Annotated in this window: 22 protein-coding genes; 15 read left to right on the top strand and 7 right to left on the bottom strand. The window is 74.5% G+C overall.

Features of this window, described 5'->3' with window-relative positions; genetic code table 11:
• Nucleotides 1–8: 8 nt before the first annotated feature.
• Nucleotides 9–548 carry a MarR family winged helix-turn-helix transcriptional regulator gene (locus AC6CH9_RS11480; protein WP_498155002.1) on the top strand — a complete coding sequence of 180 codons (540 nt, stop codon included), beginning with the start codon at nucleotides 9–11 and terminating at the stop codon, nucleotides 546–548.
• Between the two features lie 115 nt (nucleotides 549–663).
• Here AC6CH9_RS11480 and AC6CH9_RS11475 read toward each other — a convergent pair whose 3' ends face one another.
• The 3 genes from AC6CH9_RS11475 to AC6CH9_RS11465 are packed head-to-tail and all read right to left on the bottom strand — an operon-like array spanning nucleotide 664 to nucleotide 4261.
• Entirely contained in the window at nucleotides 664–2106 is a 1443-nt protein-coding gene (locus AC6CH9_RS11475; RefSeq protein ID WP_498155001.1) for an MFS transporter, read from the bottom strand.
• Nucleotides 2103–3053: a polysaccharide deacetylase family protein gene (locus tag AC6CH9_RS11470; RefSeq protein ID WP_498155000.1), complete on the bottom strand. Its 951-nt coding sequence runs from the start codon at nucleotides 3051–3053 to the stop codon at nucleotides 2103–2105. The genes AC6CH9_RS11475 and AC6CH9_RS11470 overlap by 4 nt, the downstream gene beginning before the upstream one ends.
• Nucleotides 3050–4261 carry an ROK family transcriptional regulator gene (locus AC6CH9_RS11465; RefSeq protein ID WP_498154999.1) on the bottom strand — a complete coding sequence of 404 codons (1212 nt, stop codon included), beginning with the start codon at nucleotides 4259–4261 and terminating at the stop codon, nucleotides 3050–3052. Before AC6CH9_RS11465 ends, AC6CH9_RS11470 begins: the two co-directional genes overlap by 4 nt.
• Nucleotides 4262–4415: 154 nt before the next feature.
• On the opposite strand from AC6CH9_RS11465, the gene AC6CH9_RS11460 reads away from it, so the two are divergent.
• The 3 genes from AC6CH9_RS11460 (at nucleotide 4416) to AC6CH9_RS11450 (ending at nucleotide 7056) form a co-directional block, all read left to right on the top strand.
• Complete coding sequence (locus AC6CH9_RS11460; RefSeq protein WP_498154998.1) at nucleotides 4416–4997, top strand: 1-acyl-sn-glycerol-3-phosphate acyltransferase; 582 nt, start codon at nucleotides 4416–4418, stop codon at nucleotides 4995–4997.
• A gap of 353 nt (nucleotides 4998–5350) precedes the next feature.
• Nucleotides 5351–6097 (top strand): lytic polysaccharide monooxygenase, encoded by a 747-nt coding sequence (locus tag AC6CH9_RS11455; RefSeq protein ID WP_378229360.1) that lies wholly within the window; start codon nucleotides 5351–5353, stop codon nucleotides 6095–6097.
• A gap of 230 nt (nucleotides 6098–6327) precedes the next feature.
• Complete coding sequence (locus AC6CH9_RS11450) at nucleotides 6328–7056, top strand: lytic polysaccharide monooxygenase (protein ID WP_498154997.1); 729 nt, start codon at nucleotides 6328–6330, stop codon at nucleotides 7054–7056.
• Between the two features lie 346 nt (nucleotides 7057–7402).
• On the opposite strand, the gene AC6CH9_RS11445 is transcribed toward AC6CH9_RS11450, so the two are convergent.
• Nucleotides 7403–7783 carry an RNA-binding S4 domain-containing protein gene (locus tag AC6CH9_RS11445; RefSeq protein WP_498154996.1) on the bottom strand — a complete coding sequence of 127 codons (381 nt, stop codon included), beginning with the start codon at nucleotides 7781–7783 and terminating at the stop codon, nucleotides 7403–7405.
• A gap of 129 nt (nucleotides 7784–7912) precedes the next feature.
• Here AC6CH9_RS11445 and AC6CH9_RS11440 point away from each other — a divergent pair, with 129 nt between their 5' ends.
• From AC6CH9_RS11440 to AC6CH9_RS11430, 3 genes are all read left to right on the top strand, one after another.
• Nucleotides 7913–8182: a GlsB/YeaQ/YmgE family stress response membrane protein gene (locus AC6CH9_RS11440; RefSeq protein ID WP_389273204.1), complete on the top strand. Its 270-nt coding sequence runs from the start codon at nucleotides 7913–7915 to the stop codon at nucleotides 8180–8182.
• A gap of 117 nt (nucleotides 8183–8299) precedes the next feature.
• A complete protein-coding gene (locus AC6CH9_RS11435; protein ID WP_498154995.1) occupies nucleotides 8300–9484 on the top strand; it encodes a GNAT family N-acetyltransferase in 1185 nt (394 codons plus the stop codon).
• Nucleotides 9481–10674 (top strand): GNAT family N-acetyltransferase, encoded by a 1194-nt coding sequence (locus tag AC6CH9_RS11430; RefSeq protein WP_498154994.1) that lies wholly within the window; start codon nucleotides 9481–9483, stop codon nucleotides 10672–10674. Before AC6CH9_RS11435 ends, AC6CH9_RS11430 begins: the two co-directional genes overlap by 4 nt.
• 28 nt (nucleotides 10675–10702) lie before the next feature.
• Here the strand turns inward: AC6CH9_RS11430 and AC6CH9_RS11425 are convergent, their stop codons facing one another.
• Nucleotides 10703–11443 carry a dienelactone hydrolase family protein gene (locus AC6CH9_RS11425; protein ID WP_498154993.1) on the bottom strand — a complete coding sequence of 247 codons (741 nt, stop codon included), beginning with the start codon at nucleotides 11441–11443 and terminating at the stop codon, nucleotides 10703–10705.
• A 57-nt stretch (nucleotides 11444–11500) separates the two neighbouring features.
• Here AC6CH9_RS11425 and pgi point away from each other — a divergent pair, with 57 nt between their 5' ends.
• The 7 genes from pgi to AC6CH9_RS11390 all read left to right on the top strand — a co-directional run bounded on the left by pgi (nucleotide 11501) and on the right by AC6CH9_RS11390 (nucleotide 19400).
• Nucleotides 11501–13228, top strand: coding sequence for a glucose-6-phosphate isomerase (gene pgi / locus AC6CH9_RS11420; protein ID WP_498154992.1), 1728 nt, complete (start codon nucleotides 11501–11503; stop codon nucleotides 13226–13228).
• Nucleotides 13229–13372: 144 nt separating this feature from the next.
• Nucleotides 13373–14212, top strand: coding sequence for an STAS domain-containing protein (locus tag AC6CH9_RS11415; protein ID WP_498154991.1), 840 nt, complete (start codon nucleotides 13373–13375; stop codon nucleotides 14210–14212).
• Entirely contained in the window at nucleotides 14209–14613 is a 405-nt protein-coding gene (locus AC6CH9_RS11410) for an STAS domain-containing protein (RefSeq protein ID WP_498154990.1), read from the top strand. Before AC6CH9_RS11415 ends, AC6CH9_RS11410 begins: the two co-directional genes overlap by 4 nt.
• The gene (locus tag AC6CH9_RS11405) at nucleotides 14610–15032 is read left to right on the top strand and encodes an ATP-binding protein (protein WP_498154989.1); all 423 of its coding nucleotides are present in this window, start codon (nucleotides 14610–14612) and stop codon (nucleotides 15030–15032) included. The genes AC6CH9_RS11410 and AC6CH9_RS11405 overlap by 4 nt, the downstream gene beginning before the upstream one ends.
• Nucleotides 15029–16069: an ATP-binding SpoIIE family protein phosphatase gene (locus AC6CH9_RS11400; protein WP_498154988.1), complete on the top strand. Its 1041-nt coding sequence runs from the start codon at nucleotides 15029–15031 to the stop codon at nucleotides 16067–16069. Before AC6CH9_RS11405 ends, AC6CH9_RS11400 begins: the two co-directional genes overlap by 4 nt.
• Complete coding sequence (locus tag AC6CH9_RS11395) at nucleotides 16066–17793, top strand: ATP-binding protein (protein WP_498154987.1); 1728 nt, start codon at nucleotides 16066–16068, stop codon at nucleotides 17791–17793. Before AC6CH9_RS11400 ends, AC6CH9_RS11395 begins: the two co-directional genes overlap by 4 nt.
• Nucleotides 17790–19400, top strand: coding sequence for a SpoIIE family protein phosphatase (locus AC6CH9_RS11390; protein WP_498154986.1), 1611 nt, complete (start codon nucleotides 17790–17792; stop codon nucleotides 19398–19400). Before AC6CH9_RS11395 ends, AC6CH9_RS11390 begins: the two co-directional genes overlap by 4 nt.
• On the opposite strand, the gene AC6CH9_RS11385 is transcribed toward AC6CH9_RS11390, so the two are convergent.
• Together AC6CH9_RS11385 and AC6CH9_RS11380 are read right to left on the bottom strand one after the other, a co-directional pair.
• Nucleotides 19358–19978 carry a dihydrofolate reductase family protein gene (locus AC6CH9_RS11385; protein ID WP_498154985.1) on the bottom strand — a complete coding sequence of 207 codons (621 nt, stop codon included), beginning with the start codon at nucleotides 19976–19978 and terminating at the stop codon, nucleotides 19358–19360. The two genes, AC6CH9_RS11390 and AC6CH9_RS11385, sit on opposite strands and share 43 nt — an antisense overlap.
• A 183-nt stretch (nucleotides 19979–20161) precedes the next feature.
• Nucleotides 20162–20626: a DUF6069 family protein gene (locus AC6CH9_RS11380; protein WP_498154984.1), complete on the bottom strand. Its 465-nt coding sequence runs from the start codon at nucleotides 20624–20626 to the stop codon at nucleotides 20162–20164.
• Nucleotides 20627–20851: 225 nt separating this feature from the next.
• On the opposite strand from AC6CH9_RS11380, the gene AC6CH9_RS11375 reads away from it, so the two are divergent.
• Nucleotides 20852–22087 carry a sensor histidine kinase gene (locus AC6CH9_RS11375; RefSeq protein ID WP_498154983.1) on the top strand — a complete coding sequence of 412 codons (1236 nt, stop codon included), beginning with the start codon at nucleotides 20852–20854 and terminating at the stop codon, nucleotides 22085–22087.
• Nucleotides 22088–22091 lie beyond the last annotated feature (4 nt).

Here is a 22091-nt window from a genome sequence, read left to right as displayed (position 1 = left end):
CTGTGCCGATGGGCACGACCACCACGACCGCACCCGCGACAGGCCCGGCCGAGCTCCCCGGCCGCCTCGAGGACCTCGGCTGGCACCTCGGCGTGCTGCTGCGCGCCTACCGCGCGACGATCGAGCAGGCGCTCGACGACGTTCCCCACGGCACGCGCGGCTACCAGGTCCTCGTGACCGTCGCACAGGGCGACCACCCCACCCAGCTCGCGCTCGCCGAGCATCACGGCATCGACCGGACCGTCATGACCTACCTCGTCGACGACCTCGTCGCCGCGGGGCTCGTCGAGCGGCAGCAGAACCCCGCCGACCGTCGCGCGCGCCGCGTCGTCGCGACGCCCGAGGGCCGCCGTCGTCTCGCCGGGTGGGCCACCGCCGTGCACGACGCCGAGGAGGAGCTCCTCGACATGCTCTCGCCCGACGAGCGCGGCACCTTCCGCACCCTCATGCGCCGCGTCGCGTGCGGCCTCCGCGACATCGACGCCGGCACCGACCCGTGCGTCGTCGCCGAGCACACCCTCCGCGGCACCACCACCCCGCCCAGGTAGAGGCAGGGTCTGCCGAGGTAGAGCCGTGGTGCACCTCGCGCGCGACCACGGCTCTACCTCGCGCGACCACGGCTCTACCTCGCGCGACCAGGGCTCTACCTCGCGGGGGCGGGCGCTACCTCGGGAGCGGGTCCGCGGCGGTCGGTGACGCGTCGGCCTCGGTGAGGGCGGTGTCGGTGTCCTCAGGGTCGCGGCCGCGGAGGGGGTAGAACCAGAAGCACACGAACGCGAGCGCGGCGAGGACCACGGGGACGCCACCGAGGAGGAAGCGCACGCCCGTCGCGACGCTGTCCGGCTGCGCGACGTCGCCCGCGCCCTCGACGTAGCCGCTCGCCGAGAGCACGCCGGCGACGAGCACGGCCTGGACGATGACGGACCCGCGCACGACGAACCCGTTGGCGCCGAAGTACATGCCCTCGCGACGCAGGCCGGTGCGGCGCTCGTCGTCGTCGATGACCTGCGCGAGCGCGACCTCGAGCACCTGCATGAGGCCCGCGACGCCCACACCCACGGCGAGCCCCGCGAGCGCGGCGCCCAGGACGGTGGACGGGACGAGGTAGAGGCACGTCGCGAGGCCGTACACCGCGACGACCCACAGCATCGCCGAGCGCGGGCCGATCTTCCGCACGACCCACGACCATCCGACGATCGACGGGATCGCGGCGACGAAGATCGGCGCGAGCAGGAGCGTCGCGTCGGCCTCGGCGCCGCCGAGCGTGTAGCGCACGTAGAACGGGATCGCGGCGAGCACGATGGCGGTCGTGCTCTGGAGCAGGAGCGACCCGAGCACGTAGGTGACGAACGCGCGGTTGGCGAACGTGTACCGGAGCTGGTCCCCCAGCCCGACGGCGGCCTCGCGCTCGCGAACCGTCGCGACGTCGACGGGACGCTCGACCATGCCGGCGAGCGACCAGGCGAAGAACGCGAGGCTCACGACGGCGAGCAGCAGCGCCATCCAGGTCCACCCGAGCGTGCCGTACAGCAGCGGCGCGCCCGCGGTGCCGAGGATCATCCCGACCAGGCCGAAGATCTGGCGCGGCGTGTTGCCGCGGGCGCGCTCCGCCGTCGTGCGGAAGATCTCGGGGAAGAGCGCGGAGATGTTGAGCGCGACGACGACGTACGCGACGTCGAACAGGGCCACGACGACGAGGAACCACACGACGAGACCGGTCGGCCCCACGGCGGGCGGCGTCCACACGAGAGCGAACGCGACGACGAGCGGGACGATCCCCAGCACGATCCACGGGACGCGCCGGCCCCAGCGCGTGCGGCGACGGTCGGAGACCGCGCCGACGAGCGGGTTGAGCAGGGCGTTGAGGATGCCGTGCGCGACCATGGCGCCCGCGACCCAGCCGGCGCGCACGCCGAGGTGGTCGACGTAGAAGTAGACGACGAACGCGGAGAACGTCTGCAGGAGCAGGTTCGACGGGAACGCGGACGCGCCGTAGGCGACCGTCTGCGCGCGCGAGGGCGTACCGATGAGCCGGCGGTCCCGGACACGTGCGAGCGGCCCCCCGCGCGTGGCCGTCGCACCCGGCGTCCCGTACGGGGCGCTCACCGCTCGCCCCGCTGCACCGCGCGCAGGTCGCGCCAGCCGACGCGGACGATCCCCTCCTCGGCGATCACGGCCGCCACGGCCGGGTCGGCGAGCAGGCGGCGCTCGAAGCCGCGCTTCGCGACGCCGTAGTCGGCGACGTCGCCGAGCTCGTCGTCGTCGAGCATCGGGTGGAGGAAGATCTCGGTCACCCCGGACGGGACGCGGCGCAGCAGGTCGAGGAAGTCGGCCCGGACGTCCTCGTAGTCCTCCTCCTCGACCGTCCCGGCGCCGTCGAGCTCGAACGGGTGGGTCCACAACCGGTCGATCAGGACGACGCCCAGCGCGTCCGCGGCGGCCGTCGCCTCGTCGAGCAGGGGCTGGAAGTCGCCAGGAGGCAGCACCATCCCGTCGGTCGTCCGGGGCAGCCGGAACGGCAGGCGGTACCGGGCGGCGAGCTCGAAGACCTGCGGCAGGAACGACCGGCCCGTCTCGAGCCCGTAGACGGAGCCCATGTGGTTGTCGAGGTGCGAGACGTCGACCCCGGCCGCGAGCGCCGTGTCGAGCTGGGCCGTGAGCTCGGCGACGACGTCCTCGACGCGCGCCTGACGCTCGACGGACAGGACGTCGCGCGGGAAGTAGCCCGCGTCGTCGACGAGGGACGTGCCCGTCCCGGTGAGCGGCCGCCAGCGGTACCGCGTCCACTCGCTCGTCAGCACGAGGTGCACCCCGACGTCGACGGGGTGCGCGGCCGCGAAGGCGAGCGCGTCGGGGGCCCACCCGCACGGGACCATGACCGTCGCGGAGTCGATGTGCCCGGCGAGGAGGAGCTCGGAGACCGCGCGGTTGGCGGCGCGGCACATGCCGTAGTCGTCCGCGTTGAGGATGATGGCGCGCGCGTCGGCAGGGAGGCCCAGCCGGGAGACGAGGTCCGACGGCGGCACCCCCCCACCCGGTGCGGCGGCGGTCACGACGCCGCCTCCTCGCGCTCGTCGGCGGCGTCGCCCTCGCCCGACGCCGGGTGGGCCGCGGCGGAGCGGAACACCTCGTCGCGCAGCGCGTCGCTGGCCGAGCGCGCGGCGCCGACGACGACGGCGTCGCACGTGAGCTCCGACGCCACGACCTGGATGGGGAGCACGGCGATCTTCTCCGCGAGGAAGCGCTTCACCCGGTCCGCGATCGGCGCGCGCGCCGCCTGGTTGGTGAGCACGAACAGCTCGGGCTCGACCACGAGCGCGACCGACGCCGCGACCACCCCGATGCGCTCGGCGACCTCGTCGAGCGCATCGTTCGAGGCGCCGTCGCCGTGCTCGGCGCGGTCCACGAGCTGCTTGACCGTCACGTCGTCGGGCAGCCCGTGCTCCTTCGCGAGCACGGCGAGCGACGACGCACCCAGCGCCTCCGAGCCCAGCGCCCGGGCGGGGTGCGGCAGGAACGAGACCTCGCCGGCACCGCCCGCGAACCCGCGGTGGAGCTTCCCGTCGAGCACCAGCCCCGCGCCGAACCCGTCGCCGAGACCGAGCACGGCGAACGAGCGCACGCCCACGGCGACCCCGTCGCGCTGCTCGGCGAGCGCCGCGAGGTTGAGGTCGTTCTCGAGCGACACCGTGCAGCCCAGCGAGTCCTCGAGCGCCTCGACCAGGTCGGTCCCGCCCTTCTCGTAGCCGGGGACGCGGCGGATGGTCCGCTGGTCCGACCCGACGATCAGCGGGACCGCCGCGACGGCGCGCGTCACCTCGACCGCGGTGCCCTCGGGGAGCCGCGCGGCGACGTCGCTCACGCACGCGCGGGCGAGCTCCGCGGCCGCCCGCGCGCGGGCCGTCGTCGTCGGCTTGACGTCCCGACGCTCCGCACGGGCGCGGATCGCGCCCGTGACGTCGACGAGCGCGACCCGCACCCGGTCGCGCGCGACGTCGATCCCCAGCCCGAACGCGTAGTCGGGGTCCACGCGGTACAGCGTCGCGGCCGGCCCGCGGCGATCGCGGTCGAGCCCGGCCTCCGTGACGACGCCCGTCGCCTCGAGCGCGCGCAGCGTCTGCGCGACGGTCGTCTTGGACAGCCCGGTCGCCGAGACGACGTCGGGCCGCGCGACCTGCGCGCCCGTGCCGAGCACGTCGAGCACGGCGCGCGCGTTGAGGGTGCGCAGGAGGGCGGGTGTACCGGCGGGAGTGGTGTCCATCTGGTCTCCGTCGAGCAGTGGGTGGGTCGAGCCGACTTGTCCGGGGCCGTGGAGGTAGGGCGGGAAGTTCCCTACCCGCCCGGAGACTAGCCGGGCTGCCTGTGGTTGTCGACGGCAACCGGTCTCCCGGTGGACGGCCCTGTACCGTGGCGTCGTGATCCGCCGAGCCCTCGCCCGCGCCTACTGGGCGACCAGCCGGTGGTCCCTGCGTTCCGAGCCGTACGACACCGGCCGCCCGACGCTCCTCGTCGGCGCCCCCCACACGTCGAACTGGGACTTCGTCCTCATGCTCGCCATCGCCTGGAGCACGGGGATCCACGTGCGCTGGCTGGGCAAGCACACGCTGTTCGCCGGCCCCGCAGGCCCGCTCATGCGCGCGCTCGGCGGCATCCCCGTCGACCGGCGCGACCCGAGCCGGGTCGTGGCCGACGTCGTCGCGCGCCTCCAGGCCGGCGAGGTGTTCTCGCTCGTCGTGACGCCCGAGGGCACGCGCGGCGCGGGGTCGTACTGGAAGTCGGGCTTCTACCGGATCGCGCGCGAGGCGCACCTGCCGGTGACCCTCGGGTACGTCGACCGCACCACCATGACGACCGGCCTCGGCCCGACGCTCGAGCTCACGGGCGACGTGCGCACCGACATGGACGTCGTGCGCGCGTTCTACGCCGACAAGTCCGGCCTCCGCCCGGCCCTGCGCACCGAGCCGCGCCTGCGCGAGGAGGACGCGGCCGCCGCCTGACCCACCGAACGCTGCGTCCGCGGTCGACGGATGCGTCCCGAACGCATCCGTCGACCGCAGACGCATCTCTCGACCCGGGCCCGGCGTCGGAGCGTTCCCGGGGGATACGTGGTCCCCACATGGTTTCGGCCGCCGAGGCGTCCGAACGGGCACGTCGGCGGGAGCACGCTCGACCGCGCAGGCGCACGATCCCGGCGAATCGACCCGTCGGGTACGGGACTTCCCGTACCCGACGCCGGTCGTGCGTAGTCGTTGAGCGGACGTCGGCCGGCTGCCTACGGTCCACCCGTCACGGCCGACGGTGCGGGCTCCGCACGGTGTCGGCCCTCCCCGACACAGGAAGCGAGTCCCCCATGAAGCGACTCCGCGCGGCGCTCCTCGCCGCCGTCGTGGGCGCGACCGCGATCATCGCCCCGATCGCGATCGCCCCCAGCGCCTCGGCGCACGGCTGGATCACCTCTCCGGCCTCCCGGCAGGACCACTGCGCGAAGGGCACCACGTCCTTCGACTGCGGGTCCATCAAGTACGAGCCGCAGTCCGTCGAGGCCCCCAAGGGCTCGATGAAGTGCTCCGGCGGCAGCGGCTACGCGATCCTCGACGACGCGAGCAAGCCCTGGCCGCGCACGACCACCGGCCGCGACGTGACGTTCCAGTGGAACCTCACCGCGAACCACGCGACGAGCGTGTGGGAGTACTTCGTGGACGGCCAGCTCTTCGCGACGTTCGACGGCGGCGGCGTCCAGCCGCCCAAGGACATCTCGCACACCCTGAAGGGCCTGCCGCTGGGCAACCACACGATCCTCGCTCGCTGGAACGTGTCGAACACGGTGAACGCGTTCTACAACTGCGTCGACCTGACCGTCACGGCCGACGGCACCAACCCCGGCGGCGGGGAGAACCCCGGCGGCGGCGAGGGCGAGAACCCCGGTGGCGGCGAGCCGGGCACCTGCACCGACGCGGCCTGGTCCTCGGCCTCCGTCTACACGGGCGGCGCGAAGGTCTCGCACGACGGCAACGTCTACGAGGCGAAGTGGTGGACGCAGAACAACGTCCCCGGCTCCGAGGCATGGGGTCCGTGGAAGCTGATCGGCGCCTGCTGACCCGCTGAGTCCCGCGACGGCGGGTGTCCTCGCCCGCACGGGCGAGGGCACCCGCCGTCGTGCGTCCCGGGCGTGGACGGCGCGCCGGGTACGCGAAAGCACGTACGGGCTTTGCCCAATTGTCCGCACTCCTCACGTTTCGTAGCGTCGAAAGTGCCCGATCCGAGAGCGGCCCGCGACGAAGCGCGCCGCAGGACCCATGCACCACCGGATGGAGAGCGAGACATCTCATGCGAAGACTGAGAGCGGTACTCCTGGCGGCCGTCGTCGGCGCGGTCGCGATCATCGCCCCCGTGGCGATCGCCCCGAGCGCGAGCGCGCACGGCTGGATCACGTCCCCGCCGAGCCGGCAGGACCACTGCGCGAAGGGGACGACGTCCTTCGACTGCGGGTCCATCAAGTACGAGCCGCAGTCCGTCGAGGCCCCCAAGGGCTCGATGAAGTGTTCCGGCGGCAGCGGGTTCAGCATCCTCGACGACGCGAGCAAGCCGTGGCCGCGCACGCAGACCGGCACGTCGGTGACGTTCCAGTGGAACCTCACCGCGGCGCACAACACGAGCACGTGGGAGTACTTCGTCGACGGCGTGCTGTTCAAGACGTTCAACCAGGGCGGCGCGCAGCCCCCGAGCAACATCTCCCACACGCTGACCGGCCTGCCCGAGGGCAACCACACGATCCTCGCGCGCTGGAACGTGTCGAACACGGTGAACGCGTTCTACAACTGCGTCGACCTGAAGATCGGCAGCGGCGGCACGGACCCGGGCGACCCGGACCCCGAGCCCACCGACCCGGAGCCCGGCAGCTGCACGGCGCCGGCGTGGACCGCGGGCGGGGTGTACCTCGGCGGCGCGAACGTCTCGCACGACGGCCGCAACTACCAGGCCAAGTGGTGGACGACGGGCGAGAACCCCGCCCAGAGCGGCCAGTGGGGCGTCTGGAAGGACCTCGGCGCCTGCTGACCTGACCCACCGAACGCTGCGTCAGCGGCCGACGGATGCGTCCCCGGACGCATCCGTCGGCCGCTGACGCATCTCTCGCTCCCGGCTCGGTTCGGCCCACCTCCGGCCGTCTGCGCCGACCACAGGACCGCTCTGTCCACAGGGCGTCCGCATCGCCACGGCGGCGCTGCCATCGTTCCGCTCGTGCGCAGCGAGCAGCAGGTCGCCGACCGCGTCCGGCGGATGGCCCCCGCCCTGAGGACGGTGCCCCATGCCGCGCGCCCCGGTCTGCACCGAGGGCGACAGTCGAGTGCTGCGTCCGTGAACGCATCGTTCGAGCGCAGACGCAGCGCTCGGTGTACCGGCGTCAGCCGCGGCCCCGGAGGCGGTCGAGGTCGCGGCGCTCGCGCTTCGTCGGGCGCCCGGCGCCGCGCTCGCGGACGGCGACGCGGACGGTGAGCTCCTGGGGCGGCGGGGGCGGGCTCTGGTCGATCACGGCCTGCGCGGCGAGGGTCGCCGAGACGCGCTTCACCAGCACCTTCTCGACGACGAGGATCCGTTCCGCCGGACCTCCCCGCACGACGACGCGGTCACCCACCTTGACGCCCGTCGCCGGCTTCGCGCGCTCGCCGTTGACCCGCACGTGCCCGGCCTTGACCGCCGCCGTCGCCTGCGACCGGCTCTTGAACACCCGGACCGCCCAGAGCCAGCTGTCGACGCGCGCGCTCGTCGCCTCGGTCGTCGCCATCACCCGAGCCTAACGACCGCAGCATGGCGCCCGGCGTGCGAACCGCCTGGCGCCGTGCCACCGTGAAGTCAGGCATACGGGCCAGTTGCCCTCTATGACTGTTTCGTCCCCCAGAGAACGGAGACAGGGATGAGCTTCATCGGATGGATCCTCATCGGCCTCATCATGGGCGCGATCGCACGCGCCATCCTGCCGGGCAAGGCAGCAGGAGGCTGGATCGTCACGCTGATCGTGGGTGTGCTGGGTGCCCTCCTCGGCGGGTGGATCGGCGGCGCACTGTTCGGCGCGGACGCCAACGACGAGTTCTTCTCGCTCACCACGTGGTTCTGGGCCTTCGTCGGCTCGCTGCTCGTGCTGCTCATCTGGGGCGCGATCTCGCGACGCTCGGCTCACAAGTAGGGCAGCGACGACCGCCACGACCGGTGGCGCACCCGGCCCGGGCTCCTGCGGGAGCCCGGGCCGTCGTCGTACCAAAAGACGTGGACATCGTCCGTCGCCGCGGGAACGCTGGACGGTATGAGCAGCGTCGCCCGCACCGCCCCCGAGGTGTCCCTCCCGGAGGGGTACACGCTCGTCGAGGCCCCGCACCCCACGTCGCTCGACGACCCCGACGCATGGGCGTACCACGCCGTCGCGGACCTCGAGCGCGAGCACGAGCTCGAGGTCCACGGCTACGACGACCTCGCGCTCCGGCCCCGGGACGTGCTCTCGGGCATGGACCACCAGGAGTACGCGGCCAAGCGCCGCTTCGTCGTCGTGCGCTCCGCGGCCGCCCGCGCCCTGACCGCCGAGGGCGTCCCTCCCGCGGTGCGCGACGTCGTCGCCCACCTGTTCGTGCTTCACCCCGTCACGAGCAACGAGCGCCTCGGCGAGTCCTTCGTGCTCGTCCGCCCGTCCGAGCGCCGGCGCGGCGTCGGGACTTCCCTGCTCGCGCTCGCCGAGCGTCTCGGCGCGGAGGCCGGACGCACGGTGCTCCTCTCGAGCACGTCGCACGGCGAGGAACCTCCGCCCGGCCCGGGCGCGCTCGCCGCCACGACCGGCGCCGGCCGCGTCCCCGCCGACGCCCCGGGCCCGCGCTTCCTCAGCAACCGCGGGTACGCGCTGGAGCAGGTCGAGCGCCACTCCGTGCTCGACCTCCCGGTGGCCCCCGAGACCCTCGACGCGCACCGCGCCGACGCCCGGGAGCACGCCGGCTCCGACTACCGGGTGCACACCTGGACCGACGAGGTCCCCGACGTCTGGCTCGACCAGGTGGCCGTGCTCTTCACCCGCATGAGCACCGACCCGCCGACGGGAGGCGTCGACTACGGCGAGGACCCGTGGGACGCGCGGCGCGTGCGCACCTGGGTGGGCGAGCAGGTCGAGAAGCGGAACGGCTTCCTCCTGAGCGCCGCGGAGCACGTGCCGACCGGCACGCTCGCCGCGTTCACCGTCTTCCTGTACCCGCGCGACCGCGACGACTTCGCGTTCCAGGAGGACACCCTCGTGCTCCGCGAGCACCGTGGGCGCCGGCTCGGGATGCTCGTCAAGGTGGCCAACCTCGACGCGCTCGCCCGCGAGCGTCCCGCTACCCGCCGCGTCCACACCTGGAACGCGCAGGAGAACGACCACATGCTCGCGATCAACGTCGCTCTCGGGTTCCGGCCCGCGGGCGTGTGGGCCGCGTGGCAGCGCAGGACGACCCCGAAGGACGGCGAGTGACCGCACCGCAGGCAGGACCGACCGCGACCACCGCGCGCGACGTGCGCGTGCGCATCGAGCCCGTCCCGGGAAGCCTCGACGCGCCGGGCGCCTGGGCCGTCCACGGCACGGTGCGGGTGGGCGACGCGATCGACCGCGCGATCCACGGCCACACGGATCTCGCCCTGGACGCGGCGACCGTCGCGGGCACGGTGGCGAGCGCCGGCTACCGCCGCGTGCTGCGCTGGGTCGCGGTGCTCGACGACGCCCCGCACGGCACCGCGCCCCGACCCGAGGACGTCGTCGGGCGGTCGATGGTGGCGCTCCCGCAGCAGGGCAACACGCACGTGGCGGTCGTCTACGTGGGCGTGGACCCCGCGCACCGGCGCCGGGGCGTCGGCTCCGCGCTGTGGGACGCGGCGCTGGCGGTCGCGCGCGCGGAGGGGCGGCGGGTGATCCAGTCCGACTCGTCGTTCGCGCCGGAGCCGCCGCCGGGGCCGGACGCGCTGGAGGCACCGACGGGCAGCGGCCGCGTCCCGGCGCACGACGACGGGACGACGTTCGCGCTGCGTCGCGGGTTCACGCTCGAGCAGGTCATGCGCCACTCGGTGCTCGACCTCCCGGTGGCGCCCGGCGTGCTCGACCCGCTGCGCGCGGCCGCGACGGAGCGGTCCGACGGCTACCGGGTGCACGTGTGGACGGACGAGGTCCCCGAAGAGTGGATCGACCAGTTCGCGGTGCTCGAGACGCGCATGAGCACCGACGCCCCCAACGGTGGCCTCGACCTCGAGGAGGACCCGTGGGACGCCGAGCGCGTCCGGACGACGTCCCAGGAGATCCTCGACCGCGGCCAGGGGTACGTCATCGCCGCGGCGGAGGACACGTCGTCGGGCACGCTCGCGGCGTTCTCGATGGTCTCGTACCCGCGCGACCGTCCGGAGGTCGTCTTCCAGTACGACACGCTCGTGCTCCGCGAGCACCGCGGCCGCAGTCTCGGCATGCTCGTCAAGGTCGCCGTGCTCGACGAGCTCGCGCGGGCGCGCCCGTCGTCGCGCCGGGTGCACACGTGGAACGCGCAGGAGAACGCGCACATGCTCGCGATCAACGTCGCGCTCGGCTTCACGCCCGCGAGCGTCGACGCCGAGTGGCAGCTCGTGCTGGACGCTGCACCCGGCACGGAGCCCGGCCAGCAGCCCGGCGCGACCCTCTGACCCAGGAGGCCGCCGCGACGTCGACCGCTCAGCGGATGCCGTCGAGGAAGCGGATCACCCGCTCGGTGACGAGCGCGGCGGCCTCCGGCTCGTACGACGGCAGGCTCGGGTCGGTGAACAGGTGCCGGTCGCCGGGGTAGACGAACAGCTCGGCGTCGGGCGTGGAGCCCACGAGCTCGCGCGCGGCGTCGAGGTCGCCTTCCCCCGCGAACGACGGGTCGGCCTCCATGCCGTGCACATGCACGGGGACGGCGTCGGGCCAGGCCCCGCCGAACTCCGAGACGGGCACGCAGGCCTCGAGGAGCACCGCGCCCTTCGCGCCCGCGCGCGTCTGGGCGAGCATCTGCGCGGGCAGCACGCCGAGCGAGATCCCGGCGTAGACGACGCCCGCGTCGTAGCCGTCGGCGACGGCCCGCCCACGCTCCAGGACGGTGCCGAAGCCCAGCTCCTGCACGTGCGCCATCCCCTCGTCGAGGGTCGCGAACGTGCGCCCCTCGAACAGGTCCGGCGTGTGCACGACGTTCCCCGCGCCCCGCAGCGACTCCGCGATCGTCCGCACGCCCTCGGTCAGTCCCTGCACGTGGTGGAACAGCACGACCTCGGCCATGGTCCCCTCCTCCGGTGTTCCGTCGGTGGCCCGGCGGCGCCGTCGCCGTCCGGTGCGCGCCCCGCGGGCGCACGCCGACCATCGTCGCGCGTGCCGCCCACGCTCGCCCCGGCGCCGAGGTCCAGGGACCGACGGCGCCCGTTCGTGAGGCCACCGGACCATCGACCGCGGGACGGTCGGGGTGGGCGGGCGACGACGTCGGTCAGTAGTTTGGTGGTCATGACCTCGCAGCCCGTGCCGCCGCCGATCGACCCCACCACCACGCCGTCCTGGACCGCGCTGACCGTGCACCGCGACACCGTGGAGCCGGACCTGCGCACCTGGTTCGCGGCCGACCCGGACCGCGCGCGCCGTCTCACGCACCAGGCCGCCGACCTCACGGTCGACCTGTCGAAGAACCTCGTCACCGACGAGACGCTCGAGCTGCTCGTGCGCCTCGCCGAGGAGGTCCGCCTCGACGACCGTCTCGAGGCGATGTTCACGGGCGAGCACATCAACGTCACCGAGGACCGCGCCGTCCTGCACACGGCCCTGCGCCGTCCGACGCCGCTGGGCGACGACGAGCACCTCGTGGTCGACGGCCAGGACGTGGACGCGGACGTGCACGCCGAGCTCGCGAAGGTCTACGCGTTCGCGGACAAGGTCCGCTCGGGCGAGTGGACGGGCGTCACGGGCGAGCGCGTGCGCACGGTCGTGAACATCGGCATCGGCGGCTCCGACCTGGGCCCCGTCATGGCGTACGAGGCGCTGCTGCCCTACAAGCACCAGGACATCGAGGTGCGGTTCGTCTCCAACATCGACCCGACGGACGTCGCGGAGAAGACGGCCGGCCTCGACCCGCGCACGACGCTGTTCATCGTCGCGTCCAAGACCTTCGGCACGCTCGAGACCCTGACGAACGCGCGCCTCGCGCGCGACTGGCTGTGGACGGAGCTCGCGGCGGTCGGCGCGATCGAGGACACGGACGAGTCCCGGCAGGCCGCCGTCGCGCAGCACTTCGTGGCCGTCTCGACCGCGCTCGACAAGGTCGCGGCCTTCGGCATCGACCCGGCCAACGCGTTCGGTTTCTGGGACTGGGTCGGCGGCCGCTACTCCGTCGACTCGGCCATCGGCACGTCGCTCGCCATCGCGATCGGCCCCGACCGCTTCGCCGAGCTGCTCGCGGGCTTCCACGCGATCGACGAGCACGTGCGCCGCACGCCGTTCGAGCGCAACGTGCCGGTCCTCATGGGACTGCTCAACGTCTGGTACGTCAACTTCCTCGACGCCCACACGCACGCGGTGCTCCCGTACGCGCAGTACCTGCACCGCTTCCCGGCCTACCTCCAGCAGCTCACCATGGAGTCCAACGGCAAGCGCGTGCGCTGGGACGGCTCCCCGGTGACCACGGAGACGGGCGAGATCTTCTGGGGCGAGCCGGGCACGAACGGCCAGCACGCGTTCTACCAGCTCATCCACCAGGGCACCCGGCTCATCCCGGCGGACTTCATCGCCGTCGCGAACCCCGCGCACCCGCTCACGGACGAGGTCGGCGACGGCGGCGCCGTCCAGCCCGGCGCGGACGTCCACGGGCTGTTCCTCGCGAACTTCTTCGCCCAGACCAAGGCGCTCGCCTTCGGCAAGACCGCGGACGAGGTCCGCGCGGAGGGGACGGCGGAGGAGCTCGTGTCCGCGCGGACGTTCCCGGGCAACCGCCCGACGACGTCGATCCTCGCCCCCGCGCTCACTCCGTCGGTGCTGGGCCAGCTCATCGCGCTCTACGAGCACATCACGTTCGTGCAGGGCGTCGTGTGGGGTATCGACAGCTTCGACCAGTGGGGCGTCGAGCTCGGCAAGAAGCTCGCGCTCGAGATCGCGCCCGCCGTCGCGGGCGACGAGGACGCCCTCGCCGCGCAGGACCCGTCCACCGCGGCCCTCATCGACCGCTACCTCGACCTGCGCAACTGACCCGCCCCTGCCGAGCACGACCGGAGGTCCGTCGTCCACGGGACGACGGACCTCCGGTCGTGCTGCGTGTGCGCGCGCCCTGCGTACACTGACGGCGCGACAGCCGCGAGCCCGTTCGGCGTCGTTCAACCCGGAAGGACACCGATGGCCGACGCCGCCACACCCCAAACCCTCGCCCGCACCCTGACGGAGCACGCCGACGACGTGCGCAGCGCCTGGCTCGAGGCCGCCGCGCACGAGCTGCACGGCCGGACGTCGCGCGGCGAGCTCGAGCGGGAGCAGGGCGAGATCCTCGACACGCTCCTCGACGGTCTCCGGTCGGGCGGCGGCTCCCTGTCCGACCCCGCGTTCGACCAGCTCCGCGGCATCCTCGCCGACGTCTCCTCCGCGCGAGCCCGCCTCGGGTTCACCCCGCGCGAGACGGCGATCGGCGTGTTCGCGCTCAAGGAGGGCCTGTACCGGCTCGCCGCGGTGACGGACGCGGACGCGGACGTCACCCCGCTCCTGCGCCTCGTCGACCAGCTCGGCCTCTTCACGTTCGAGACCTTCGCCGCTGCGCGCGAGGCGATCATCGCCGAGCAGGCCGAGCAGCTCCTCGAGCTCTCGACCCCCGTCGTGAAGCTCTGGGAGGGGATCGTCGCGGTGCCGCTCGTCGGCACGCTCGACTCGGCGCGCACCCAGGTCGTCATGGAGAAGCTGCTCAACACGCTCGTCGACACGGGCAGCGAGCACGCGATCATCGACATCACGGGCGTCCCCGCGGTGGACACCCAGGTCGCGCAGCACCTGCTCAAGACGGTCGTCGCGGCACGCCTCATGGGCGCCGAGTGCACGATCAGCGGTATCCGTCCGCAGATCGCCCAGACGATCGTCGCGCTCGGCATCGAGTTCGGCGACATCCGCACGCGCGCGAGCCTCGCGGACGCGCTCGTGGACGCGCTGCGCGCGGGCCGCGACACCCGGCGGGCCGGGCTCCCGGCATGACCGACGCCGTCCCCATCCTCAAGATCGGCTCCACGCTCCTCGTCTCGATCCAGGTCGACCTCCAGGACGACACCGCCCTGCGGCTCCAGGAGGACCTCGCCCAGCGGATCACGGAGACCGGAGCGCGCGGAGTGATCATCGACATCTCCGGGCTGGAGATCGTCGACTCCTTCATCGGGCGCATGCTCGCGTCCGTCGCGGGCATCTCCCACGTGCTCGACGCGACGACCGTCGTCGTCGGGATGCGCCCCGCCGTCGCGATCACGATGGTCGAGCTCGGGCTGTCGCTCGGCGACGTCCGCACGGCTCTCGACGTCGAGCGCGGCCTCGCGCTCCTCGCGCCCGAGGAGCGGTCCGCCGAGGACGTGCTCCTCGCGGCCGCCGAGCGCGAGGAGAGATGACGACGACGACCCCGCCGACGTCGACGGCCGAGCGCGTGCCCGTGCGCACGGACTCCGACGTCGTCCGGGTTCGCCAGCTCGTCCGGACGCTCGCGCAGCAGGCACGCCTGTCGCTCGTCGACCAGACCAAGCTCGTCACCGCGGCCAGCGAGCTCGCGCGCAACACGCTCGTCTACGGCGGCGGCGGCGAGGCCGAGGTCCAGCTCGTCACCGACGGCCCGCGGACCGGCGTGCGCGCCGTGTTCTCGGACGAGGGGCCGGGCATCCCGGACCTCGACCTCGCGCTCACCGACGGCTGGACCAGCGGGAGCGGGCTCGGCCTGGGTCTGTCGGGCTCGCGCCGACTCGTCCAGCACTTCGCGATCGACACCGCACCGGGTGCGGGCACCCGCGTCGAGATCGCTACCTGGTCCCGATGATCCCCGCCCCCGACCGTCCCGACGAGCGCCGCAGCATCGTCGAGGACGGCACCTGGTACACCGTCGACCACCCGTCGGCGGTCGGGAGCGTGCGCCGCGGCGCGAGCACCGTGGCCCGGAGCCTCGGCCTCGACGACGACCGCGCGGCCGAGATCGGCCTCGTGGTCTCGGAGCTCGCGACCAACCAGTGCCGCCATGCCGGGTCCGGCTCGATGCTGGTCCGCGTGCGACGCACCGGCGACGACACCGCGCTGGAGGTGCTCGCGGTCGACTCCGGCCCGGGCATGCGGGACATCGGCGCCGCCATGCGCGACGGCGTCTCGAGCCGCGGCACGCTCGGCATCGGTCTGGGCACGCTGCCGCGGCTCGCGTCGTCGTGGGACGCGTGGACGTCGCCGGGCCGCGGGACGGTCATCGCGGCGACGTTCGCCGCGCACGGGGCGGTGGTCGGGCTCGCCGAGCCCACGGGCATCACGCGGCCGATGACGGGCCAGTCGGTGTGCGGGGACGCGCTCGCGGTGCGCCACGACGACGGCGTCCCGAGCCTCCTCGTCGCCGACGGCCTGGGCCACGGGCCGCTCGCCGCCGCGGCGTCGGGGGCCGCCGTGCGGGCGTTCCTCGACGCGCCGGCCGGGTCGGCCGTCGCCCTCCTCGAGCGCGTGCACGCGGCGCTCGGCGGCACGCGCGGCGCCGCCGTCGCCGTCGCCCAGCTCGCAGGGGGCGGCGTGCTGCGGTACGCGGGCCTGGGCAACATCGCCGGGGCCGTCCACGGCACCCGGACGCGGGGGCTCGTCAGCTATCCCGGCATCGCCGGCACCCGGGGACGCCCGCTGCGCGAGACCACGTACCCCGTCGAGGCGGGGGACGTCGTCGTGCTGCACAGCGACGGGCTGACCGACCGGTGGTCCCTCGCCGACTACCCGGGGCTCGCGACCCGCTCGCCGCTCGTCGTCGCCGGCGTCGTCCTGCGCGACCACGCGGTGCGCCGGGACGACTCGTGCGTGGCCGTGCTCCCGATCGGGCGGGAGGCGGCATGAGCACGACGCTCCTCGTCACCCAGCTCCGCTCCGACTCCGACGTCATCGCGCTGCGGCGGGCGGGCCGGGAGATCTGCCACCGGCTCGGGCTCGACACCCAGGACCAGGTCCGCGTCGCGACCGCGCTGTCCGAGATCGGCCGGTCCGCCGTCGCCTCCGGCACCGCGGACGTGGTCGTCGGGGTCCTGCCCGGTCTTCCTCAGGCGACGCTGCGCGCCGAGATCGTGGCCGGCACGCCGTTCCTCGTCGAGGGCGACTCGAGCGACGGCGGCGTCCCCGCGGCGCGCCGGCTCGTCCGTGGCCTCGAGGTCGACCCGACCGGGACGCGCGTCCTGCTCACCAAGGCGCTCCCCGCGACCGCGCGCACCGACGAGGTGACGCTCGCGGCCGTGCGGCGGTCCACCGCGGCCGCGCACGTGGCCGACGCGGTCGACGAGCTGCGCGTCCAGAACGCGGAGCTCGTCCGCACCCTCGACGAGCTCACCCGCCAGCAGGAGGAGCAGCGGCGCCTGAACGTGGAGCTGGAGGAGACGAACCGGGGCGTCCTCGCGATGTACGACCAGCTCTCCTCGGAGCTCGAGGAGACCAACACCGGCGTCGTCGCGCTCTACGCCGAGCTCGACGAGCGGGGGCGCGAGCTCGCCGCGGCGAACGAGGCGAAGACGCGCTTCCTGCGCAACGTGAGCCACGAGCTCCGCTCGCCCGTGAACTCGATCCTCGGGCTGACCTCGCTGCTCGTCGACTCCCACCTCGACGGCGAGCAGACCCAGCAGGTGGGGTTCCTCCGGGAGAGCGCGGCGACGCTCCTCACCCTCGTCGACGAGCTGCTCGACCTCGCGCGCGCCGAGGCCGGGCACGAGGACGTCGCGCCCAGCCTGGTGGACGTGGCGGAGCTGCTCGACGAGCTGCGCGGCACGACGCTGCCCGTGGTGCGCCCCGGCGTCGCGCTGCGGACCGTCGCCGCACCCGGCCTCGTGCTCGTCACCGACCGCCGGCTCCTGTCCCGCGTGCTGCGCAACCTGCTCACGAACGCCGTGAAGTTCACGGACCACGGCGAGATCGTGCTCCGTGCCGAGGCCGACGGGGAGGTCGTGCGGTTCGACGTCCACGACACCGGACTCGGCATCCCCGCGGACCAGCTCGACGCCGTGTTCGAGGAGTTCGTCCAGGTCCCCAACCGTCTCCAGCCGACCGTGCGGGGCACGGGCCTCGGGCTGCCCTACGCGCGCCGGACCTCCGAGGCGCTCGGGGGGACGCTCGTCGCGGCGTCGCGCCCCGGGGAGGGGAGCGTGTTCACGCTCCGGCTCCCGTCGCTGGCCGTCGCCGAGGCTGTCCCGACGGACCCGCGGCCCGAGCCCGAGGAGGCGGACGGCGGCCTCGGGCACGTGCTCGTCGTCGACGACGACCGCGCCTACGCCTCCGTCGTCTCCTCGATGCTCCGCGACGACGCGGCGCGGGTCAGCGTCGCGCACGACGCGTCGCACGCCCTGGCTCTCCTGCACGACGGCGCGGCGGACGTCGCGCTCCTGGACGTGTGCCTCCCGGGGACGGACGGGCTGGCCCTCCGGTCGACGATCCAGAGCCTCTACCCCGCGACGGCGACGGTGCTCATGTCGAGCGCGCCTGCCCCCACGGGGATCGGCGACGCACCGTTCCTCGCGAAGTCGGGCATCGACCGTGACCGCCTCGTCGCGACCCTGCGCCGGGAGGTGAGCGCTCGATGACCGCCGAACGCACCGTGCTCGTGGTCGACGACACGTCAGCGCACCGCTACGTCATGGCGAGCTGGTTGCGCCGCGCCGGGTTCGACGTCGTCGAGGCCGGCACCGGGAGCGAGGCGCTGGCCCGGGCGTCGGCGCAGGTCGACGCAGTCGTCCTCGACGTCAACCTCCCGGACGTCCCGGGACGCGAGGTGTGCAGCCGGCTCAAGGCCGACCCGGCGACGGCCCACGTCCCCGTGCTGCACGTGTCCGCGACCGACGTCGACGCCGCGGCCCGCACCGCCGGGCTCGAGGGCGGGGCGGACGCCTACCTGCCGGAGCCGCTCGACCGCGACGAGTTCCTGGCGACCATCAGCGCCCTGTGCCGGCGCGTCGACGCCCAGCGCGGCGCGGGCCGGACGGCGCGGCGGCTCGAGGCGCTCACGGACGCGCTCGTCCCCCTCCACGAGGCCAGGTCGCCGGAGGCCGTCGCCGACCACGCGGCGCGCGGCGCGTGCGCGGTCCTCGGCCGTGCGGTCGTCTCCATGGTCGTCGCCGAGGCCGGCGTCGTGCTGCGCTCCGTGTGCACGACGGAGGGCGCCGCGCTCGTCCGTGGTCGGGGGCCGACGGCGGTCCTGCCGCCGACGGGCGCGACGTCCGCCCTGTTCGGGCCGGACGAGGTGCCCGCTCCGTGGCGGCCGCTCCTGGCCGAGGCGGGGGTCGGTCGCTCGTCGTGGTTCACCTTCTGGCTCGTCGACGGCACCGGGGCGCTCGTCGGCGGGCTCGGTGTCGAGGTCGGTGACGAGCCGCTGTCCGACGAGGAGCACGAGGCCGCCGGTCGCTTCGCCGAGGCGGTGACGGTCGCCCTCGCGAACCTGCGGACGTTCACCGAGGAGCACCGCATCGCCCTCGCGCTCCAGAGCGCGTTCCTGCCGGCCAGCCTCCGCGTGCGGGGCGGGGTGGAGGTGGCGGCACGGTACGAGGCGTCGGACGCGCGCCTCGACGTGGGCGGTGACTTCTACGACGCCTTCGACCTCCCGGACGGGCGCGTCGCCGTGGTCATCGGCGACGTGCAGGGCCACTCGTTGCGTGCCGCGACCGTGATGGCCGAGGTGCGCATGACGCTCCGCGCGTACCTGCGCGAGGGGCACGAGGCCGCCACGGCGCTCGACCTGCTCAACGCGGCGCTGCGCGACGACCACCCCGAGTTCGTCACGGTGTGCGTGTGCGTGCTCGACCCGGCCTCCGGTGCGCTGGAGCTCACCGACGCCGGGCACCTGCCGGCGTTCCTCGTCCGGGCCGACGGCACCGTCGACCGGGCGAAGTCCGGCTCGCGGCTCCTCGGGGTGGCCAGGCCCGACGACCGCCCGGCCCACCACGACGTCCTGCGGCCGGGCGACCTCCTGGTGCTCGTGACCGACGGGCTCGTCGAGCGGCGCGGCGGGTCGCTCGTCGACGCCCTCGACCGGTTGGCGCGGGTCGCCTCCGAGAACGCGGGCGTCGGCCCCGCCGTCCTGTGCGACCGGCTCGTCGCCGCGTTCGACGACCCCGGCCGCGAGGACGACGTCGCCGTGGTGGCGGTCGCGCGTCAGGCGTCCCCGGACGGCACCTTGTCCGCGACGTCGTCGTAGGTGACCTCCGCCGGAGGCTCGGCGGGCGCGTAGACCAGGCGCACGACGCCCGTCGGGAAGGTCTCGGACCGCAGGAGCGTGAGCGGGTAGTACGGCTCGCCCTCGTCGAAGAGCCGCTCGCCCGTGCGCGCCGCGACGGGGTGGACGAGCAGCCGCAGCTCGTCGAGCAGCCCGGCGGCGAGGAGCTGGCGGACGACCGAGATCGACCCCGCGACGAGCACCTTGCCCAGGCCCGGTTCCTCCTTGAGCGCGCGCACGGCCTCGACGAGGTCGCCGTCGACCCGCTCGACGTGCCGCCAGCCGAGCTCCTGGTCGCCGCGCGTCGCGACGATCTTGCGCATGTCGCCGAGGCGTGCCGCGAACGACGCGTCCTCGCCCCCTGCGGTCTCCCGCTCGGGCCATGCGCCGGCGAAGCTGTCGTACGTGACCCGCCCGAGGAGCAGCGCGTCGACGTCCTGGTAGTCCTCGTCCACGGCGGCGGCCATGTTGTCGTCGAAGTACGGGAAGTGCCACGCCGGGTCGATCTCGGCGACGCCGTCGAGCGAGAGGAACAGGGTGGACACGAGCGTCGCGGTCATGGGTGTGGCCTTCCGGTCGGGGTGCGAGACGACGGGGCAGACCCTCGCGCCCACCCGAACTCATCGTCCCGCCGACCACGACCTCGCGCGCGGTCGAGCACGACATGGCGGTCGTTATCCGTGCGATAGCGACCGCCATGTCGTGTTCGGCGGGTCGTCCGCGGCGCGGAGAGGGGTGGCGGGTCAGCGGCGCAGGGGCAGCGCGAGGGTGGCACCCACAGCGAGGTGCTCGACGGCGAGGAGCGCCACCGCTCCGGGCGTCGCCGCCCCGAGCGGGCCGAGGAGCGAGACGAGCAGCGCGACGGCGCACGTCACCAGCCACGCGGGCTCGCCCCGGCGGGGGCGACGGGCCGACACCCGGCCGAGCAGGGCGCGCACACCCCACGCGGCGTACCCGACGACGAGCGCGGTGACGACCGCCGCGACGACGCCGACGGTCTGGGTGCCTGTCGCGGTGCGCACCTCCGGGTCGACGCCGAACGCCGTCCCGACGAGCAGCACGACGGCGGCGACCGCCGCGGCGACGAGCGGGACGGACCAGCGGGGGACGCGGCGTCGGGCCGGCGCGGCGCCCGGTACCTGCCGTCCGTCGGCCGCGGACGGGCCGGGGTGGCGGGAGGCGTTCGAGGTGGTCGGCGTCGTGGGCATGGGACCTCTCCTTCGTCACGCGACGAGGGCCGCGTGCTCACACGGCCGGGGCCGCGGCCGGCAGGGTGCCGACGTCCCCCACGCTCGCGGCGGCGCCGCGTCCGGCGCACCGGCCGGACGTCGACGGCCGTCCCGACCCCGGTCGGTCCCCGACCCTCCCGCCGGACGGCGACCCCCGACCTTGGTCGGTGGTCGGCCGCCGCGCCGCGCCCTAGCGTCCGGAGCATGACCACACCGACCGACTGCCCTCCGCTCGCCGGACGCCCCGTCCTCGCGACGGCCGCCGCCCGCCGTGACGGGAGCCGCCCGCTCGTCCCCTGGTGGACGTTCGCCGTCGCGTGGCTCGCCGTCGCCGCGCTCACCGTGCTCGCGACGGCCGGGATCGTCGGCCAGGACGACCCCGGCGCGCAGCCCGCGATCGACGTCACCGTCGCGGTGCTGGCCCTCGCGGCCCTCCCGCTCCTGTGGTCGCGGTCCCCGCGCGACGCCCCCGTGCTCGGCGCCCTGGTGCTCGCGTCGCTCTCCGCGTACTCCGGCGCGGCGACGCCCGCCTCGACGGTCGCGACCCTCCAGGTCGCGCGCTGGTACCCGGCACGCACGGCGGTCCCGGTCGCGGTCGCCGGGTTCGTCGGCCACGCCGTGCAGGCGCTGTGGCGGCCGCAGGCGCTGCCGCTCGGCTGGTGGCTCCTGTGCGACCTCGCGGTGCACGCCGCCCTGCTCGGTTGGGGCATGTACTGGCAGGCGCGGGCCCAGCTGATGTGGTCGCTGCGCGACCGCGCCCGGCGCGCCGAGCGCGAGCAGGAGCGCCGCGTCGTCGAGGCGCGGGTCGCGGAGCGCACGCGGATCGCCCGCGAGATGCACGACACCCTCGCCCATCGGCTCTCGCTCCTCGCCGCGACGGCCGGTGCGCTCAAGTACCGCCCCGACGCCGACCCGGCGCAGCTCGCTCGCGCCGCGGGCCTGGTCCGGGCCGGGGTGAGCTCCGCGCTCGGCGACCTGCGCGACGTCGTCCGGGTGCTGCGCGCCGAACCCGGCGACGTCGAGGGCGCCCCCGCCCCCCAGCCGACGCTCGACGACGTCGACCGCCTCGTCGCCGAGGCGCGCGAAGCGGGCGGCGACGTCACCTACGAGCGGTCGGGCTCGGCGGACGTGCCACGGACCGTCGAGGTCGCGGCCTTCCGCGTCGCGCAGGAAGGGCTGACGAACGCCCGCCGGCACGCGCCCGGCAGCCCCGTCGTCCTGCGCGTCGCGGCACGGGCGGGCGAGGTGCGCGTCACGGTGTCCGACGGCGGTCCTCGCCTCGTCGCGGTCGGCGGCGCCGTCGGAGTGGCCTCCGACGAGGGGACGGGCACCGGGCTCGTCGGGCTGCGCGAGCGCGTCGCCCTGCTCGGCGGGACCCTCGACGCCGGGGCGCGGGACGACGGGTTCGTCCTCGACGTCCGGCTACCGTGGGACGCGTGAGCGA

The organism is Cellulosimicrobium sp. GQ32 (assembly GCF_059758455.1).
Note: the sequence above shows the minus strand (reverse complement) of the source record. Positions and strands in the feature narration are given on the sequence as shown.

Excerpts from the sequence above, each read along its gene's own strand:
- AC6CH9_RS11380 (WP_498154984.1), bottom strand. The coding sequence starts at position 20,626 with ATGCCCACGACGCCGACCACCTCGAACGCCTCCCGCCACCCCGGCCCG.
- AC6CH9_RS11395 (WP_498154987.1), top strand. The coding sequence starts at position 16,066 with ATGAGCACGACGCTCCTCGTCACCCAGCTCCGCTCCGACTCCGACGTC.
- AC6CH9_RS11445 (WP_498154996.1), bottom strand. The coding sequence starts at position 7,783 with ATGGCGACGACCGAGGCGACGAGCGCGCGCGTCGACAGCTGGCTCTGG.
- AC6CH9_RS11410 (WP_498154990.1), top strand. The coding sequence starts at position 14,209 with ATGACCGACGCCGTCCCCATCCTCAAGATCGGCTCCACGCTCCTCGTC.
- AC6CH9_RS11435 (WP_498154995.1), top strand. The coding sequence starts at position 8,300 with ATGAGCAGCGTCGCCCGCACCGCCCCCGAGGTGTCCCTCCCGGAGGGG.
- AC6CH9_RS11390 (WP_498154986.1), top strand. The coding sequence starts at position 17,790 with ATGACCGCCGAACGCACCGTGCTCGTGGTCGACGACACGTCAGCGCAC.
- AC6CH9_RS11375 (WP_498154983.1), top strand. The coding sequence starts at position 20,852 with ATGACCACACCGACCGACTGCCCTCCGCTCGCCGGACGCCCCGTCCTC.
- AC6CH9_RS11440 (WP_389273204.1), top strand. The coding sequence starts at position 7,913 with ATGAGCTTCATCGGATGGATCCTCATCGGCCTCATCATGGGCGCGATC.
- AC6CH9_RS11450 (WP_498154997.1), top strand. The coding sequence starts at position 6,328 with ATGCGAAGACTGAGAGCGGTACTCCTGGCGGCCGTCGTCGGCGCGGTC.
- AC6CH9_RS11405 (WP_498154989.1), top strand. The coding sequence starts at position 14,610 with ATGACGACGACGACCCCGCCGACGTCGACGGCCGAGCGCGTGCCCGTG.
- pgi (WP_498154992.1), top strand. The coding sequence starts at position 11,501 with ATGACCTCGCAGCCCGTGCCGCCGCCGATCGACCCCACCACCACGCCG.
- AC6CH9_RS11455 (WP_378229360.1), top strand. The coding sequence starts at position 5,351 with ATGAAGCGACTCCGCGCGGCGCTCCTCGCCGCCGTCGTGGGCGCGACC.
- AC6CH9_RS11425 (WP_498154993.1), bottom strand. The coding sequence starts at position 11,443 with ATGGTCCGGTGGCCTCACGAACGGGCGCCGTCGGTCCCTGGACCTCGG.
- AC6CH9_RS11400 (WP_498154988.1), top strand. The coding sequence starts at position 15,029 with ATGATCCCCGCCCCCGACCGTCCCGACGAGCGCCGCAGCATCGTCGAG.
- AC6CH9_RS11415 (WP_498154991.1), top strand. The coding sequence starts at position 13,373 with ATGGCCGACGCCGCCACACCCCAAACCCTCGCCCGCACCCTGACGGAG.
- AC6CH9_RS11385 (WP_498154985.1), bottom strand. The coding sequence starts at position 19,978 with ATGACCGCGACGCTCGTGTCCACCCTGTTCCTCTCGCTCGACGGCGTC.
- AC6CH9_RS11480 (WP_498155002.1), top strand. The coding sequence starts at position 9 with ATGGGCACGACCACCACGACCGCACCCGCGACAGGCCCGGCCGAGCTC.
- AC6CH9_RS11465 (WP_498154999.1), bottom strand. The coding sequence starts at position 4,261 with ATGGACACCACTCCCGCCGGTACACCCGCCCTCCTGCGCACCCTCAAC.